Here is a 17738-nt window from a genome sequence, read left to right on the forward strand (position 1 = left end):
ATACCGCTATGCCTGATAGGCGTCCAGTTGCCCGGCATGGGGCAGTGTGCAAAAAAGCTCCCCAACGGGCGGCCATTGGGGAGCTTGCAGTCTTGTGCGGGATTACTCAGGCTGTCTGGCTTTGCGCCTTCATGTCCTTTATGAGCTGATGCAATATCTGGGTCTGTTGCATGAGGTCAGATAGCGCCGTGGAGGCCTGCTCCATTGCCTGCGCTGTTTCTGCGGAGATGGTGGCAATCTGCTCAACGGAACGGTTGATCTCTTCGCTGGTGGCGGACTGCTGCTCGCTGGCCGTGGCAATGGACTGAACCTGATCATTGACCTGATCCACAAAGCCGAGGATATTTTTCAGTGAGTCGCCAGAGTGGGCGGAAAGAGCGGCGGCGTTTTCAATGGCCTTGACCACGGTTTCCACGCTGGAAATATTTTTGCGCGTACCAGCCTGAATTTCGTTCACCGCGCGGCCCACATCCTGGGTTGCCGTCATGGTTTTTTCCGCCAGCTTGCGCACTTCATCGGCCACCACGGCAAATCCGCGACCCGCATCACCTGCGCGCGCAGCCTCAATGGCGGCATTAAGTGCAAGCAGGTTGGTCTGATCAGCTATGTCTGCAATGATGTTCATGACCTCCCCGATGCCGTCCGCCTGTTTGCCCAGCACCGCCATGTCTTCGCGAATGGCAAGGGAGTAGGCGCGCACGTCTTCGATGCCTTTGACCGCTTTGTCTACAATGGCGGCGCCGTCCTGCGCCTGGCCGCGTGTCTCGGTAGAGGCGCTGGCAGCCCGCTGGGAGTTTCTGGCGACCTCAAGCACGGTGGCGTTCATTTCTTCCATGGCTGTGGCGGTTTCCCGCACCCGGCCGGATTGCTCGTCCGCGCCTCGGCTGGACTGCTCAACGCGCGCAGAAAGCTGCTCGGAAGCCGCAGTGACAACACCCGCCACGCTCTCAAGACGGTGGATTGTATCCACAAGTTTGTTGCGGTTCTCTTCCACTTTTTGTCTGGCTTCGTGCGCTTCTTCTGCTGCGCGGGTGGCCTTGGCGACCTCCTGCTCGGCAAGCTGGCTTTTTTCTTCCGCAAAAGAAATTTTGCGCTTCAGCTCCACAAGCATGGTGCTGAGGCTCGTTGCCAGCGTGCCAAAGTCGTCCTTTCTCTGCATTGTCATTTCTGAATCAAGCGCGCCGTCGCTGATGTTTTTTGCAAAACAGATGCACTCCCTGAGCGGCTTGATAATGCCCATGGCGATAGCCAGCGAGATCACCGTGATGAGCGCCAGACCGCAAATAAACATGGCGGTAAAGAAAATGCGCCCGGTTTCAACAACGCTGCGGCCCTCGTCCGAAACTTTTTTGGAATAGTCATCCAGCAGGACTGCAAGCTTGTCCACCACGGCCCGGTGCTTTTGATAGGCGGGCGCAAGCTGGCTCAGGCAAATGCTTTCAGCTTCTGCCTTGTTGCCGGTCTGGAGCGCGGGCTTGAGCCTGGTTTCAAATATTTCAAAGATGGCCTTCCCCGTGGGGTATAGCTCCTGATTGAGAATTTCCTTGATCTTTGGGTCAATAGCGCCGGAATGCCAGAATTCGTACTGTTGCTGAAATTCTTTTTTGTGCTGGGCAATAGAACTGTAAATTTTTTCAAGGCTTGCGGCATCGTTAGAGCTAACAGTTTGCAATGCATCAAGATATGTTTCAATCACATAGAGCGGTGGCGGCAAGATATCGGCAAGCAAATCCTTGCTGTTTTCTATGGATTGATATGTTGCGGAACCAATTGATGTTTTTGATATCGTGTATGTTGAAATGACAAAAAGGGCAGTCATGCCCAAAAATACAGAAGCTATAAGAATGGTGAACTTTCTGGCAACAGAGATATTTTTCAGCATTGCCGTTCCCTCGCAGTTATATCATAGAATGACTGATGTGATGCTTGGTTCTAAACGGACGCGCAGGGAAAAACAATAGGGGGAACAGCCCCTCGCCAGTATAAAGGCACAAAAAAGTAGCACTTGCCTGTTGGACGCAAGAGCGTTGCCGCAAAATTGCCGGTGTACAGGAAGCCCATATGGGGAAGATTTATTGAATCAAGCGGGGGGAGTTGCCAGAATCGACCAAAAGTTGTGCCGGTCTGAGTGGCATGATTCGGCAAACCACCGTTCCGGCGCTCGGACAGAGCGCCGGGGGAGTCCGCATGCGACGCCAAAGCTGCGCACAGTGCGGTCAGCGGAATTTATCGTGCAGGATTTACAGGGAGTGTGCAGAATCTGCTTGCAGCAATGCCCCTGTCTGAAACAGTGTGTCATGGCAAAGCAGCGCAGCTCCGACATACAGCGGCGTTGCGGCCCGCGCGGTGGTTTCCTGCAAAAACTTGCCAGCCCAGCGTGCCAGATGACTGTTCAGAAAATTGCGGGCGACGTCCAGATGGCTCAACGCTTCTTCAGGATTTTGCCTGTCTGCGGCCCCGGCGGCCTCGTTGAGTACGCCGCCCAGAAAGGAAAGCTCCAGGCCGATGTGATCATCCGGCTCATGCGCAGCGCGCGGGCTCACAAGGCCATACTCCGCATAGGCGGCGCGCACGTCAAACATTGGGCCGTCAAAGAGCAGCCGGTCGCGGGTCGTCCACACAGATTCCCACAGGGGGATAGCCTCCCCCGGGGCTGCGTACAGGGCCGTGTAATCAGCGTTGAGTGCTGGCAAGGCCGCATCAGTATAACTGCGAAAAAAATCCGCAAGCAGGGCCAGCCCACTGACGCCCTCTGGTGTTTCCGGCTGCATGGGCCAGTTTTCAAACAGGCGCTCCCTGGCCAGCAGGTCAAGCAACAAAGGGTCAGGGGCATGCAGAAAAATACGGCTGAAAAAATTGTACGCCAGGGCGCATGCGCCAAGAGTTTCTGTATTCATGGGTATGGAGGGGCCCGGAGGTTGCCCCCCGGGCCAATGGTGAAATGTTACAGGCCGATGCGCAGGTAGCTTCCGTAAAACATGAGTCGGGACAGGACTTCTCCGGCGAGCACAAGAGCCAGCGCGCACAGGGTGGAGCCGATCAGCGGTCTGTCGTGCCCGGCAAAAACCGTGCGGCACGCGCTCCACGCAAACAGAGCGCCGCCAAAGAAGACCAGCAGGATGCAGATCACCAGTATGCCCACACCCGTTCCGGCAAGCATGTCCATACCGCTGGCGCCGGTGCTGCCAACCACGCCCAGGGTGAGCATGCTCAGAGGAATGCTCACAAACTTGAGGGCAAGGCCCACAGTGGCGGCAAGGCTGCCCACGCCCATGAGCCTGCCGGAGTTTGCATCCCCCATGCCGCCCGCGTCTTTCTCAAGGCTGTAGACCATGCCGCTGACCACAGCGCCCGTGAGCAGCACGGTGCTGAAGAAGCCCAGCACGGTAGAAACCGTGTTCCAGACCGGTATGGTTTCAAGCAGATATACCTTGGACATGATGCCTACGGTCACAAGGCCCATACACACCGTGACCAGAGCCAGCGGAGCAATTGAGGCGTTGTTTCTGCGCAGCACGGACAGAACCAGCAGGAGGCCGCTGAAGCAGCCCACAGAGGCTATTTCGCGGCTCAGCCACGAATGCCCGATGTTCAGCACGGTAAAGATGCTGTGCGAGGGCGTGCCCAGATGCGTGAGGGAAAGCAGCACAGCCACGAGAGACATTGCGCAGGCCACCGGGGTCTGCCAGCGCAGGCTTGCCGCCTTTACGCCAAAGCAAAGCCGTGCCGCCTCGGAAACCAGCACCATCCCCACAGCTGCCTGCACGAGGATGGTGAACATGACGAGACTCCATTCGCTGGACAGCATGGCTACACCTCCTCAGGGTTGCTGACTTTCCCGGCCTTGGAACCAGCCGGCTTGGCATTTTTGCCCAGGGTGATCACAAGATTCGGCTGGGTAATGCCGGGATCGGGCAAGGGCGCGATAACGTTGACCTCGCCGTATTTCGCAGCAAGCTCCTCATATTCGCCATAATCCAGCGCGCGGTTGGGGCAGGCCGCCACACAGGCCGGGGCCTTGCCTTCCTGCTGATAGTCGCGGCAAAAATCGCACTTGGTCATTTTACCGAGTTTGGCATCGTACTGGGGGGCGGAATAAGGACAGCCCCATTCACAGTATCTGCACCCGACGCACTTGGTGTGGTCTACCGAAACAATGCCGTCCTTGCCTTTGTGCATGGCCGTTGTAGGGCAGGAACGCACACAGATGGGGTTTTGGCAGTGGTTGCAGCCAATGGACAGATAATAACCGAAAATATTCTGGGTATAGGTGCCGTCAGGGCGCGCGGCCCATTCGCCGCCAACGTATTCCGTAACGCGTCGCCACAGCACGCCCTCGGGCAGGTCATGCTTGTCCATGCATGCAATCATGCAGGTTTTGCACCCGGTGCACCGTGAAGTGTCGATATGAAAGGCAGGTCTTTTGTACATGAAGCTTCTCCTTAGACCTTGACGACTTCAACAAGGTTGGTGTGCTGCGGGTTGCCCTTTGAAAGCGGACTGGGCCGCAAGGAAGTGAGCACGTTCACGCACCCGCCGTGATCCTGCCCTTTTGCATCCGGTTCATACCACGCGCCCTGCGGCAGGCTGAGCACACCGGGCATGATGCGCGGCGTTACCTTGACGGGAACAAACACCGTGCCCCGGTCGTTGAAGACCTTGGCCGTATCGCCCGCCTTGAGGCCGCGTTTTTCGGCGTCTACCGGGTTGATCCACAGTTCCTGCGGGGCCACCTTTTTCAGCCAGTCCACATTGCCGTAGGTGGAGTGGGTGCGCTGCTTGTAGTGGTGCCCGATGAGCTGGAGCGGATACTTGCTCCTGAGCGGGTCGGAAACACCTTCCCAGGTGGGCAGGTATTCGGGCAGGGCGGTGATGCGATCCCCTTCGGGCAGTTCCCATGTGTGGCCGATCTCCCAGAGTTTCTTGCTGAAAATTTCTACCTTGCCCGTGGGTGTCTTGAGCGGATTGGCCTCGGGATTGTCGCGAAAAGCCTTGTACGGCACAACTGGCGGCTGGGGAGCCTTGCGCTTCAGCACGCCCATGCTGAAGGCTTCTTCTACCGTTGCGGGCAGTTCGGGGATTTTTTTGCGGGTGTCGTCATACAGCTTGCGCAGCCACGCATCGCGTGTGCGGCCTTCGGTATATTTTTCCTGAACGCCGAAGCGTTCGGCAATGCCTGTGCAGATGTCGTAAATGGAACGCGATTCAAAGAACGGCTCCACGGCCTTTTGGGCAAAGATGACATACTGGAGCTGGGATGAAGAGCCCTGCGGGATGATGTCGTCTTCTTCAAGGTTAAAGGTGCCCGGCAGCAGATAGTCCGCGAACTTGGCGCTGGGCGTAAGAAAGTTGTCAATGACCACCAGTGTTTCCAGCAGGGATTCATCCTTGAGAATACGGCTGGTTTCGTTGGCGTCGGAGTGCTGGTTGATGATGGCGTTGCCCGCGTAGTTCCACATGAACTTGATGGGCACGTCCAGCTTGTCCGCGCCGCGCACGCCGTCCCGCAGGGCGGTCATTTCCGCGCCGCGCTTGATGGCTTCTGTCCACGAAAAGACGGAAATGGCCTTTTTGACCGGGTTGGTCAGGAAGGGGAAGACAGCAACGGGCAGGTTGGCGCTGCCTTCGCGCGCGCCCGTGCTGCCGCCTTGCAGGCCCATGTTGCCGGTGAGCATTGCCATCATGGTGATGGCCCGCGAGGTCTGCTCGCCGTTGGCATGGCGCTGCGAAGCCCAGCCCTGACAGATGTAGCAGGGCTTTGCACCGCCGATTTCGCGCGCGAGGCTGATGATTTTGTCTTCCGGAATCCCGGTAATAGCTGAAGCCCAACGAGGAGTTTTGGGGGTCTTGTCCTCACCCTGGCCGAGTATGTAAGCCTTGTAGGAATTACCTGCGGGGATGCCCTCCGGCAGGGAATCCTCGTCATAGCCCACGGTGCAGCGCTTCAGAAAATCATTGTCCACCATGTTTTCCGAAATCAGCACATAAGCCATGCCGCTCACAAGGGCGGCGTCCGTGCCGGGGCGGATGGGAATCCATTCGTCGGCAACGGCGGCGGTATCGGTGTAGCGGGGGTCAATAACCACAATGCGGGCATTGCCCTTCTGCTTTGCCTGCATGAGGTCGTAGGTCATGCCGCCGCCGCTCATGCGCGTTTCTACGGGGTTGTTGCCAAAAAAGACCGCAAGCTTGGTATTGGCAATGTCGCTCAGCGCATTGTTGCCCAGATATTCGCCGTACATGAATGGCATGGCCTGGCTGATCTGGGAGGTGCTGTACGTGCCGTACATGTTCAGATAGCCGCCAAGGCAGTTCATCAGGCGCGCCAGCGGGGTATTGCCCGTGGGCCAGGAGATGGAGAGCGTGGCGCCGAGGTTGCCCGTGCCGTAGTTGATGTAGACGGCGTCGTTGCCGTAGTCGGCAATGGTCTTTTTCAGACGGGCAGAAATTTCGTCCAGCGCCTGCTCCCACGAAATGCGCTCAAATTTGCCTTCGCCGCGAGCGCCAACGCGCTTCATGGGGTACTTGAGCCGGTCGGGAGCGTACAGGCGGTGCCGCATGGAGCGGCCACGCAGACAGGCGCGGATTTCGTGCAGGCCGTATTCGCTGTCGCCCTGTGTGTCCGAATCAATGCGGGTAACCACTCCGTCAGCGACATGGGCGCGCAACAGGCAGCGGCTGCCGCAGTTGACGTTGCACGATGTCCAGATGGTCTTTCCATCCTTGGCGGGCGCGCTCACAGCGTAGTTGAGGCCGTAGAACAGCCCGCCGCCTGCGGCCAGACCGCCCAGAGCGGCAACCCACTTGAGAACGCAGCGCCGCGTGATTTCACCACCGGGCGCAGTTTCGGGGGGATTTTTCTTGCTCATATCTACTCTCAAGGTCTTATTGTGAAATTTGTAACCAATCAGTACATATGAGCAGGCTTAACAATTTATGTGCCAAATGAAATATCGTTTAATATCAGCGCATTGAATTTTACTGTCACGCTTTTTACAAAAAAGGTGGACAGAACGTCCACGCATAGTCCAGATCTTTCCATTTTTTATGGAAAGGTTAGTACTTTTCCAGCCCGTAGTGTTTGAGCTGCGCGTACAGCCTGCTCTTGCCAAGGCCGGAGATTTCGCAGGCCCTCCTGATATCCCAGGCCGAGGCTTCCATCAGTTGTGAAAAATATTCCCGCTCGGCCACGGCCAGCACCTGCTGACGAAAGTCTTTGTACGACCCCACAGCGGACGGGGCCGCGCCCAGGTTCCCGCTGGCGGAGAGCGCTGGGTGTGCGACCGCTGCGCCGTTATGCTCGCCATTAAGCTCGATGGAATGCTTGAGAATGCGAATGCGCATGCCTTCCGGCAGGTTGTGGACGCACAGTTCCGGCAGGTCAAAGGCCCCTGTAAAGGCGCTTTCAATCACATTGTCCAGTTCGCGCACGTTTCCCGGCCAGTCGTAGGATTCCAGCGTTTCCAGAAAGCCCGTGCTGAGCTTCTTTTCCGGAACGCCATACTGCCGGGCCATGCGTCGCACCATGCTTTCCACTAATTCCGGAAAATCCTCCTTCCGCTCGCGCAGGGGCGGCAGATGGAGGGTGGTGGCCCCCAGACGATAGAGCAGATCACGGCGGAAATCGCCGTCTTCGACCATTTGCTCCAGATTGCGGTTGGTAGCGGCCACAAGTCGAAAATCGCTCTCCACCTCAACACTGCCGCCCACAGGGCGGTAGCGCCGCTCCTGAAGTACGCGCAGCAGCTTTTTTTGCAGCTCCAGCGGCAGTTCTCCGATTTCATCCAGAAAAAGCGTGCCGTTGTTGGCCCCAAGCACCAGACCGTCGCTGGCTCTGTCCGCCCCGGTAAAGGCTCCCTTAACATGACCGAACAGGGTGCTTTCCAGCAGGGTCGCCGGAATGGAAGCGCAGTCCACCACAACAAAGGGGCCGGATTTGCGTTTGCTGTTGCGGTGCAGGGCCTTGGCGAAGAGCTCCTTGCCTGTCCCCGTCTCGCCGTGGATAAGAACGCTGCCGTCGCCTCTGGCAGCGGAGGCCAGATGCTCCAGGGCCCGCTCCAGCGCCGGGCTGTGGCCGATGATGTCCGCGCGGGAGAGGAGCAGAGGCGGGGCGCTGCATTCCCTCAGCGAGTCACGGTATTTCAGCACACGTTGCAGCGGCAGCAATATTTTTTTGGGAGAAAGCGGTTTTTGCAGGTAGTCCCACGCGCCATTGCGTATGGCAAGCTCCGCGCCGTCCGGGTCGCCCAGCCCGGTGAGCATAATGACTTCGGGCGGGGGCGTGCCCTGGCGCAGGTCTGGCAGAATAACCAGCCCGTTGGTGTCGGGCAGGCGCACATCCAGAAATATGACGTCATATTCCGTTGCCTGAGCCATGCGCTTGCCTTCGGCCCCGGTGAGCGCAAAGTCAGCCGTGTGCCCGATGGTGCGCACCAGTTCCACCAGTGCGTCGCAGGTCAGTTTGTCGTCATCTATCACCAGCATGCGGGCCATGCGTTCCTCCGTAGTGCCAGACAGCGCCAGCGGCGCTGCAATGTCTCAGAAATATTATGGATTGGTCTCGTCAGGATGCAGCAGTTTTTTCACGGCTTCGGCCAGACTGTGCAGCTCCGTTGGTTTGTTCAGAAATGCCGCAATGCCGATGGCTGCGGCCTCGTCTTCCCCAAAGGTGTGACTATACCCGGTGCAGAGGATGATGGGCACATCGGGCCGGATGTTCAGTATGGCGCGGGCGAGCTTGTCGCCGCACAGGCCCGGCATGCTGTAATCGGTGATGACCAGATCGTATGCCTTGGGGCACTGGGCAAAGCGCTCCAGCGCGGCGTTGCTTTCCGTCTCCACATGCACGGTATAGCCGAGACTTTCGAGAAACACGCGGAAGGTCTCCGCCAGTTCGCGTTCATCATCCACAAAGAGGATGGAGCCTGTGCCTGCGGGCATCTTTTGCGGCCCGGTCTTGGCGGGCTGGGCGTACTTTTGCTCACGCGCTGCGGGAATGTACACCCGGAACACAGAGCCGCGCCCCGCCTCGCTGGAAACCTGCACGCAGCCGCCCCAGGCCTTGACGATGCCCTGCACCACAGCCAGCCCCAGCCCTGTGCCCTTGCCCGGCGTTTTTGTGGTAAAGAAGGGATCAAAAATGCGCTCGAGCACGTCCTTGCTCATGCCGCAGCCTGTGTCTGAAACGGTGAGGCACAAAAAGCCGCGTTCGGTTATTTTTGCTGCGCAGGGGGCTTCATCCGCCGTTTCTATGCCGATGGTCAGCTCTCCGCCGCTGGTTTCCATGGCCTGCGCTGCATTGGTGCACAGATTCATGAGCACCTGATGCAACTGCGTGGGATCGGCCAGCACCGGAGGCTCCGGGTCGCCGATGCTGTAGTGGATGGAGATGGGCGCAGGCAGGGATGTTTGCAGGAACTTTGCGGTTTCCTTGATAATATGGCTGACCTGTACGAGCTGCACTTCCTGATTGCTGCGTTTGGTGAAGCTGAGAATCTGGCTCACAAGGTCGCGGCCCCGGTAGGCTGCGGCAAGAATGGCCTTGGTCTTGGATTCCAGCGTGGCATCGCCGTCCAGATGGAACAGCTCGATCATTTCGCCATTGGCTATGATGACGCCCAGCAGGTTGTTGAAGTCGTGGGCAATGCCGCCTGCCAGAGTGCCAAGGGCCTCCATGCGCTGCACGCGCTGCAATTGCAGTTCTTTGTCGTGCAGGGAAATTTCTGCGCGCTTGCGTTGCAGGGCTTCTTCAAAGGCAAAAAGCACCTGCGTCAGCCCGAGTATTTCCGTGGGGGTGTAATCCTTGCCGCGGCGCATTACCGTGATGCAGCGCAGAACAGCGGCGTCCTTTTGCTGCAAGGGCACGATCACCATGTGCAGGCCCTCGCTGGCAAGATGCGCGCGGGCAACATTGCCGGAGCGCAGTTCACTGAGCTGGGCTTCGCCAAGCTGGATGGCATCGCGCCCGCTGGTGTTTTTGCCGTCCGGCTCGCCATCTTCGGGATAGACCGTCAGCAGGTGGTTGAGCGTGCCCTTGGGCTGCAACTGGGCCAGGGTGGCGTGTTCGCTGCCGGACATGACGCGCGCCTCCATGAGGCAGCGCAGCATAACCTCCTGCTCAGTATGGCAATCCAGAGATCCCAGCAGCACGGTGTTGATGGAGCGCAGGGTAAGGGTGCGCTGGTTGACCTGCCGTTTGAGGCTGCGGTTCCAGAACAGCACCAGCACAATGCTGCCAAACACTAGGCCAAACACGGCAAACACGCCCATCCAGAACGTGCGGCTCGCCCAGAATGGGCGGTATTGAAGGGAAAGCCACTCCTCTTCAATCACTTGCCGTTCGTGCGGAAGGATCAGGGCAAGCCCCTTGCGCACAATGCTGCCGAGCATGGGCTCATCCTTGCGGGATGCTATGCGCAGGTCTATGGAATAGTTGGTTATGCCAGCTATGCGCAGGTTGCTGATGCGGGCATTGGCAATGTAGTGCGAGGCAAGGGCCATGTCGCAGATGAGGGCGTCCACATCACCCACGGCCAGCGCACGCAGGCCGCCGATATAGCCGCCGGTAACGGGCAGGATGGTGCGGCTCGTGCCGCTGTAATGCTCGTTGAGATATTTGGTGAAATGGTCGGAAACCGTTACGCCGATGCGCATGTCTGCCAGTTTGTCCAGAGTGAGGTCGTCCGCGTATTCCTTACGGGATATGATGGCCGCGGGCACGCTGATGTAGGGCTGGGTGAAATCCAGATACTCCTGAAGCTCGGGGGTCATCTCCAGAGCCGCCACCATATCGACCTTGTGCGATTCCAGCGCCTTGAGCGCTTCTTCCCGGTTGCGAAAGCGGACAGGCACGAATTTCAGCCCGGTCTTTTCCGTAATAAGCCGGATGTAGTCTGCGCTCAGCCCCTGATAATGCCCATTCATGTCGTAAATTTCGTAGGGGGGGTAGTGCAGGCTTACGCCCACGCGCACGCCGTCCGGGTGTTCCTTGATCCAGCGGCGTTCTTCCATTGTGAGCGGCGTGTGTTCTGGCAGGAGCGAGCAGGCGGCGGCAAAAAGCAGCGCAAGCGCGCACAGTATGTGGGCTGTATATTTCATGAATTGGTGCCGCGCTGGGGCCAATAGAGTGGTTTACAAAAAAGGTTTTACGCTGCGCAGGGGCATGGCGCAGGCCTGCCCGCGCACTTGCGCTGTCTCAAGCTCCCAAGATTGGTACAGCTTGCGCTGAAAGGCAACCGTATAAAACCCGTTCACTATGATTTGTCGCTTGCGTCAGAGCGCCGCCGCTGAGCATGCGCGCTGGCTTCACCTGCTGCCGCACGTGGCGGCAGAGTTGTATATCTCGCTATAATTACAGAGATATATTCCTGTTCTCCGCCAGAGGGTGTTTTGTTATGCTGGCGTTACGCTGATAACCGTCACTGCTTTTCAAGCGCCTGCCCACAATTAGGAAACAGCCCATGACCGAAATTGAAAATCCTGATCCTTCTGCAACGCCCAGCCATGCATCAAACCATGAGGCAGGCCACGCGCCATACACTGCGCCAGATTACGCCCCCGGTGGCGGAGTGTTGCCGCCGCTGACCAAGACCGCGCTCAACACCCTGTGCGATACCGGGGTAATCAGCACTGTAGCATGGCAGCGGGCCGTGGAATTTTGCGGTTTCAGGCCGGACGGCAAGGCCTGGCTCGCCTACTGGCGGCAGATGTTTTTGCTGGGCGGGGCGCTGTTTTTTCTGGCGGGCGTGATCTGCTTCATTGCCTGGAACTGGGGAGCCATGACGCCCTCTGCGCGCATGGCGCTTATGGGCGCTCTGGTGGCCGGGAGCGGCCTTGGGGCTGTAATGCTGGGGCCGGATACGCGGCTGGGGCAGGTTTTGCTGCTGGCCTGCGGCATTGCAATGGGGCCGATGCTGGCGGTGTTTGGGCAGACCTACCAGACAGGGGCCGAACTGTGGGAGCTGTTTCGGGTATGGACGGCGCTGCTGGTGCTGCTTGCGCTGGCGGGCAGGCAGGTCGGGTTGTGGTTTGCCGCGTGGATTTCGGCCAATATTTTTGCGGCGCTCTGGCTTGGGCGCAGCCTTTCATCGCCTCTTGATGCCTTGGGGCAGTTTTTTATGGTGCCGGAGTGGCTTGTTGCCATTGCCTGCGCCATTGGGTGCTGGGAGTGGATGGCCCGCAGGGCGGCGGCCAGGCTGCAACAGAATCTGGATGATGCAGGCGATGGTACAGGCAATAATCCAGACCAGAATAAGAACACGGCCCATGCGCAGGCGTGGCTCTGCTCGCGCTGGATGCCCAGACTGCTCTTTTTTGACATGGTTTCCCGCACCACGTTTTTTCTGATTGCCACTATTTTTAACCAGTATTTCAGGGCTGGACAGATGCTTTGGCTGCCGCCCAATTTTGTTGTGGGTTTTGCCGTGGTCGTGGCGGGTTTTTCGTGGTGGTGGTACCGCACCCGGCAGTCCGACCTCTTCATGCTTGCGACACTTCTGGCAGCGGGCGCGGCAGTGTTGCTTTCCACTCTGGCGGAAGCGGAGCTGTTTTTCAGCGCCGGAAGCATGGCAACCTTTTTGCTGTGGGGTTTGCTTGTCACCGGCGTGACCGCGGGGCTGGCAAAGATACTGCTGCACCTGCAACGCAGCATGATAACGGCCCCCCGGCAGGAGGCAGAGGCCGTGGCCTTTTCCCCTTCGCTCTTTGGCCGTACCGCTGCCGGGAATAACTGGCAAACGCTGTGGGTGCACTTGCAGGCGGGCGATCTTGTGCCGCTCAATCAGTCGTTGCCTGACGCATTGGATAGGCTGGGGGCGCAACCCTCCCCCTGGTATGTCAGGGGCATGCTGGCCTTTGGCGGATGGGTGGCGGCGGTTTTCTTCATCGCCTTTTTTGGATTTTTGCTTTTTGAGAGTCTGGGGATCAGCTCTAATGAGGAACTGACCGTTTTTGCGGCATCTATGCCGGTGCTGCTTATGGGGCGGGTGCTGCTGGCAAGGCAGCAGTTGTTTGCCCGGCACTTTGGCTTTGCCTTGGTGATTGCCGGAACTGTCGGGCTTGGCATTGCCCTGTGCGCCAGCATCAGGCCCGAAGGTTTGGCCTGTTTTGCGCTGGCGGGGGTGCTTTTGGCTCTCGGCATCCTCATGGGCAATACTGGCTACGCAGTGCTGGCGGCGGTGGTGATCGGCAACTCAGTGGCGCTGGGGATTGCGTTCTCTTACGGGTATGCGCGCAATAGTTTTGCCGCCTCCGAAGCGGGCTGCGCGGTGGAGCTGCTTTCGCTGTGGTGGGCGCTGGTTTGCGCGGGGCTGGCCTGCTATTGCCTGCGTGAACACAGGTGGCGCGGCACGGCGCGTGGCAAAGTGGCGGAAGGGTGGTTTTACGGCTTTTACGCTTCTGCGCTGATTTTTGAGATGTTCACCCTTGCCCCGGCGTACAGCCTCGCCAGCGATATGGGTTTGCCCGGTCTGGCTACGGGATATTTGGGGCTTGCCCCGGCTCTGGCTGTGGCCGCGCTGGCATACTGGCTAGGCAAAGGCGCGGGCAGGACTGCCCGGTTGCTCACAATGGCGGGCGTGCCCCTCGTGTTTGCGTTGTCGTGGTATCTGCCGGGGGCTGGGCTGGCCCTTTTGGGGTTAACGCTGGCAAGGCGGATGGGCAGCGTGGTGATGCAGGGCTTTGTGCTGGCGTATCTCTTCGCCTACATGGTTTTTTATTACTACAGTCTGGCTGTGCCGTTTTCGCAAAAATCCATCTATCTGATGGCAACAGGCCTTGGCTTGCTGGCGCTGGCCCTGATTCTGCGGCTATGGCAGGCAAAAGCTGCGGCGCGGGAGGCAGCCCATGCGTAAGCTCTATATTCTTGCGGTGCTGGTTTTGTTTTTGGGCGGCTACGTCCTTTCCGTATATCGCATGGAAACCGTGCTGGCGGAGGGCAAAACAATCCTGCTGCCCCTTGCCCCGGTTGACCCGCGCGCGCCGCTCATGGGCGACTACATGGCCCTGCGTTATGTGGTGAACAACGATATTCGCAAGGCTCTACGTGGGCAGAGAGCCGCACAGGGCGCGGCTCAAAAGGCTGCTCAAATGAATGCGGAAAACGGGGCATCAGAGGCCGGAACTTCCGGCAATGCGATAAACGGCGGAGGCACGGATGGCGGGGCCAGATCCCCTATAGCGAGCGAAAAAAACCGCAGCACATATGACGAAAGCAGTAACGCGGAAGGCTTTGCCGTGCTGCGCATTACCAATGCCCCGGTGCCGCACGCGGCATCATTTGTGCGGCTGGACGATGGCAGCCCCTTGCAAGACGATGAATTTCTGCTGGCCTACAGGCTGCGCGGCTACGAAGTGCTCACCGCCGCCACGGCCTTCTATTTTCAGGAAGGAACCGCCCAGCAGCACACGGGCGCAAAGTTTGGCGTATTTAAGCTCGCGCCAGACGGTAAGACCCTGCTTGTGGGGTTGAGTGGTGGGTAGGGGAGGATATTGGGGTAGGGTGGAATAATAAAAAATGGACGGATAAAGGACAGGTAAAAGGAGAAAACGAAGCAAGTACCTGAGATAATTGAGTGCTGTCTAAAAAATATTGAATTTCTTTAGATAGTAAAATCATCAAGGATGCCATCTTGTTCTACCTCCAAAACAGCCGGTTCTGTTAGCGCTTGCCTAGTGCGTTGGGGGCTTGGAATGAAGCAATGTCGATGATATCTTCCAAATATTGGAATAGTTGTTGTGATGCGCAGTTAAGATGAAAAAATCGAGGTCGCATTATGCTGTTATCGCTTCCTAACTGGTTTGCTTTTTCAAGCAGAGGGCAAATGGATATTGATAGGACGCTTAGCTTTTTTAAGTGGGATATTATTAACGACTATGTAACTATTGATCTTAGAAATTGTCACCGGGCAAACTATCAATCAATATCTTTGATTATATTGTATTGTATGTATCTGAAAAGTTGCGATAATTATGTAAATATTAAATATACTAATGATAGATATAGTAGTGGCGCATCAAAAATGTGGAGAAAAATAAATGGTAATTCTTGGCTAAATGTTAATAGAGCGCAATTTAAGTTTAATTTTTCATATGATAAACCAATATTCGCACTGACAAATAATAATTTAATAGAAGCTATCGATAAATCTGAAGAATACACAAGAGAGTTTGGAATAGATTATAAAAATACATTGAGATATGTTCTTGCGGAGCTTTTTTATAATGCAATAGAGCATGGAAAAACGTTACGTGCTATTAATAATTTGGGTATTCCGCCAATTGTGCAATATACTTGGTATCGTGAAAGGAATGAATTGCATTTTATTGTTGCCGATATCGGCGTTGGGATAAAGCAACACCTTGAACAAACATATAATCCTTTTGATTCAGATGCAACGGCAATTGTTGAAGCTATAAAACCAAATGTATCTGGTACATTTGGTTCTCGCGATATGTACTCTGTTAGTAATAATGCTGGTATGGGGCTGTATATTTCGACTAATATAATAAAAAAATTGCATGCAGATATGTATATTGTCTCTCAAAATGGACTTGTCCATATATCGCCAGTTGATATTACTGAAAAAACAATTGTGAATGGGTGGCCGGGGACTTTTGCTTATCTAAAAATTAAGTTAGATAGGTCAAATAAATTTTCATATGAGCATCTGCTTGCAGATCTAAGAAAAAGTGCATCAGAAGAATTGAGCGAAAAAGAAATAAATGAAAATGATCTTGAATACTACTTGAGTGTATATAACTTTTTTGGTTCAAAAGCTGAGGGCAAATTTGAAGGAATGGCTCATCGTGATAAATATATTATTCCAGCGGTTGCTGCGGGAAAAACAATCAAGATAGATTTTAAAGATGTTGAGTATGCCCCACATAGTTTTTTGAATGCAATGCTAGCAACCCCAATAAATATGCTTGGAATGGGAGCATATAAAAAAATTAAAATTTTTAATGCACAGCCTTCAATCAGAGACACCCTTGATTTTATTTTTGATGAAAATACCAACTAATTTGCGTTAGCTGGCTCAGCTCTGGTCGAAGTATTCAGATAGCTACTTAGTGTCTTGTTTCGTGAGGCAAAATAACCAAGAGAATAAACAAAAAAAGCCCTTACGGCTCGTCTCCGTAAGGGCTTGAATTATCTGGTTGCGGGGGCAGGATTTGAACCTACGACCTTCGGGTTATGAGCCCGACGAGCTACCGAGCTGCTCCACCCCGCGACACGTGCAGCGTTTCTCGCTGCGAGAACAGATATCTAAGCGCTTGGCCTCTGACTGTCAAGGAAATTAATAAATTTTTTTGAAAGAGCCTCATTTAAAAGTGCTTGTCAGAGTCTGAAACCCTTTGTTTGCGCAGTTATATTGCATTTTACTTCTCAAAAATATTTTTGCTCCGGGGTCACGTTTTTCAGTCAGCATAATCTCACTTGCCAGTTGCCGCAGTAACTGCTGTTCCTTTTTTCATTTCATTCGTTGAGATTACGGCTGGTCGTGCAGGTCAGCACCCACATCCGCCCCTCGCGCAACGCCCCGGCGATTGCAAACAGGCCCGCGCGGGGCTAAACTTCGGCTGTCAGCGCCGCCTTGCGTTTTGCAGGGCGACCCGCCGCATCAAATCCTTCGGATGTTTCGCCATGCTCACCCTTGTTTTGGCCGTTGTCATTGCTGTTGCCGTTTCCTTTACCTGTTCGCTGCTTGAGACGGTGCTGTATTCTCTTTCGTGGTCAACCATCGAGCGGCTGCGCAAGTCCGGCAGCAAGTCCGGCGAGCTGCTGTACGCCCTGCGCACCCAGGTGGACAAACCCATTGCTGCCATCCTCACGCTCAACACCATTGCCAACACCGCCGGGGCCACGGTGGCGGGCGCGGCCTTTCTGGCCGTGTACGGGCCGGAATACATGTCGATTTTTGCCGTGGGCTTTACGGTGCTGATTCTGACAATGGGCGAAATCCTGCCCAAGAATCTGGGCGTGACCAAGGCGGAGCCGCTTGGCGTGATGCTCGCCCGTCCGCTTGCCATTATGGTCAAGCTCATGTCGCCCCTGCTGTGGGTTACGAGCATGATAACGCGGCTTGTGTCCCCGCCGCCCGCAGGCCCGGTCATTTCCGAGGACGACATCCGCGCCGTCACGAGCCTTTCGCGTCAGGCGGGGCGCATCAAACCTTATGAAGAAGCCTTTATCCGCAATGTGCTGGCGCTGGACCAAAAGCGCGTGCGCGAAATCATGACCCCCCGCACGGTGGTGTTTGAACTGCCGGACGACCTTACCGTGGAGCAGGCCTACACAGACCAGCGCACCTGGCATTTCAGCCGCATACCCGTGTACGGCGACAATAACGAAGATATCGTGGGCGTGGTGGAGCGCCGCACCCTGGGCCGCTGCATCAACGAGGGCCGCAAAGATGTGACCCTCAGCAAGATCATGCGCCCGGCGCATTTCATCATTGAAAACCAGACCCTTGACGTGCTGCTGCACGATCTACTCAAGGCCCGCGTGCATCTCTTTATCGTGCTGGATGAATACGGCGGCCTTGCTGGCGTGGTGTCGCTGGAAGACGTGCTGGAAGAAATTCTCGGCAGCGAGATTGTGGACGAAAGCGATAATGTGGATGATCTGCGCGCGCTTGCCCGGCAACGGCGGCGCGAACTGAGCGTGAACCGGCAGGGCTGATCTGTTGCCCTGCGCTGCCCGCTTGCCCGGCTTGCAAATCCGGCGCGTAGCAGCTTGC

General features: G+C 56.3%; 11 protein-coding genes and 1 tRNA gene. 4 read left to right on the forward strand and 8 right to left on the reverse strand.

What is annotated here, in order from left to right; all coding sequences use genetic code 11:
* Positions 1-106: 106 nt before the first annotated feature.
* The 7 genes from RDK48_RS06625 to RDK48_RS06655 form a co-directional block, all read right to left on the reverse strand.
* Complete coding sequence (locus RDK48_RS06625; protein ID WP_298995566.1) at positions 107-1882, reverse strand: methyl-accepting chemotaxis protein; 1776 nt, start codon at positions 1880-1882, stop codon at positions 107-109.
* A gap of 358 nt (positions 1883-2240) precedes the next feature.
* Complete coding sequence (locus RDK48_RS06630) at positions 2241-2897, reverse strand: molecular chaperone (RefSeq protein ID WP_298995568.1); 657 nt, start codon at positions 2895-2897, stop codon at positions 2241-2243.
* A gap of 47 nt (positions 2898-2944) precedes the next feature.
* Complete coding sequence (locus tag RDK48_RS06635; RefSeq protein ID WP_298995570.1) at positions 2945-3808, reverse strand: DmsC/YnfH family molybdoenzyme membrane anchor subunit; 864 nt, start codon at positions 3806-3808, stop codon at positions 2945-2947.
* A gap of 2 nt (positions 3809-3810) precedes the next feature.
* A complete protein-coding gene (locus tag RDK48_RS06640; RefSeq protein ID WP_240823426.1) occupies positions 3811-4431 on the reverse strand; it encodes a DMSO/selenate family reductase complex B subunit in 621 nt (206 codons plus the stop codon).
* Positions 4432-4442: 11 nt separating this feature from the next.
* Positions 4443-6869: a DMSO/selenate family reductase complex A subunit gene (locus RDK48_RS06645; protein ID WP_298995575.1), complete on the reverse strand. Its 2427-nt coding sequence runs from the start codon at positions 6867-6869 to the stop codon at positions 4443-4445.
* Positions 6870-7056: 187 nt separating this feature from the next.
* Positions 7057-8493, reverse strand: coding sequence for a sigma-54 dependent transcriptional regulator (locus RDK48_RS06650; protein WP_298995577.1), 1437 nt, complete (start codon positions 8491-8493; stop codon positions 7057-7059).
* A 54-nt stretch (positions 8494-8547) separates the two neighbouring features.
* Positions 8548-11097, reverse strand: a complete 2550-nt coding sequence (locus RDK48_RS06655) for an ATP-binding protein (RefSeq protein ID WP_298995579.1) — start codon at positions 11095-11097, stop codon at positions 8548-8550.
* 362 nt (positions 11098-11459) lie between these two features.
* Between RDK48_RS06655 and RDK48_RS06660 the strand changes: the two genes are divergently transcribed.
* The 3 genes from RDK48_RS06660 (at position 11460) to RDK48_RS06670 (ending at position 16019) form a co-directional block, all read left to right on the forward strand.
* A complete protein-coding gene (locus RDK48_RS06660; protein WP_298995581.1) occupies positions 11460-13850 on the forward strand; it encodes a DUF2157 domain-containing protein in 2391 nt (796 codons plus the stop codon).
* On the forward strand, positions 13843-14478 hold the full coding sequence (locus RDK48_RS06665) for a GDYXXLXY domain-containing protein (RefSeq protein WP_298995583.1): 636 nt from the start codon (positions 13843-13845) through the stop codon (positions 14476-14478). The genes RDK48_RS06660 and RDK48_RS06665 overlap by 8 nt, the downstream gene beginning before the upstream one ends.
* Before the next feature lie 293 nt (positions 14479-14771).
* On the forward strand, positions 14772-16019 hold the full coding sequence (locus RDK48_RS06670) for an STAS-like domain-containing protein (protein WP_298995585.1): 1248 nt from the start codon (positions 14772-14774) through the stop codon (positions 16017-16019).
* 133 nt (positions 16020-16152) lie between these two features.
* Here the strand turns inward: RDK48_RS06670 and RDK48_RS06675 are convergent.
* Positions 16153-16229, reverse strand: a tRNA-Met gene (locus RDK48_RS06675).
* 413 nt (positions 16230-16642) lie between these two features.
* Here RDK48_RS06675 and RDK48_RS06680 point away from each other — a divergent pair.
* Positions 16643-17680: a hemolysin family protein gene (locus RDK48_RS06680; protein ID WP_308587837.1), complete on the forward strand. Its 1038-nt coding sequence runs from the start codon at positions 16643-16645 to the stop codon at positions 17678-17680.
* Positions 17681-17738: the final 58 nt, after the last annotated feature.

This window comes from uncultured Desulfovibrio sp., from assembly GCF_902477725.1.
In the GTDB taxonomy this organism is placed as follows: Bacteria; Desulfobacterota; Desulfovibrionia; order Desulfovibrionales; family Desulfovibrionaceae; genus Desulfovibrio.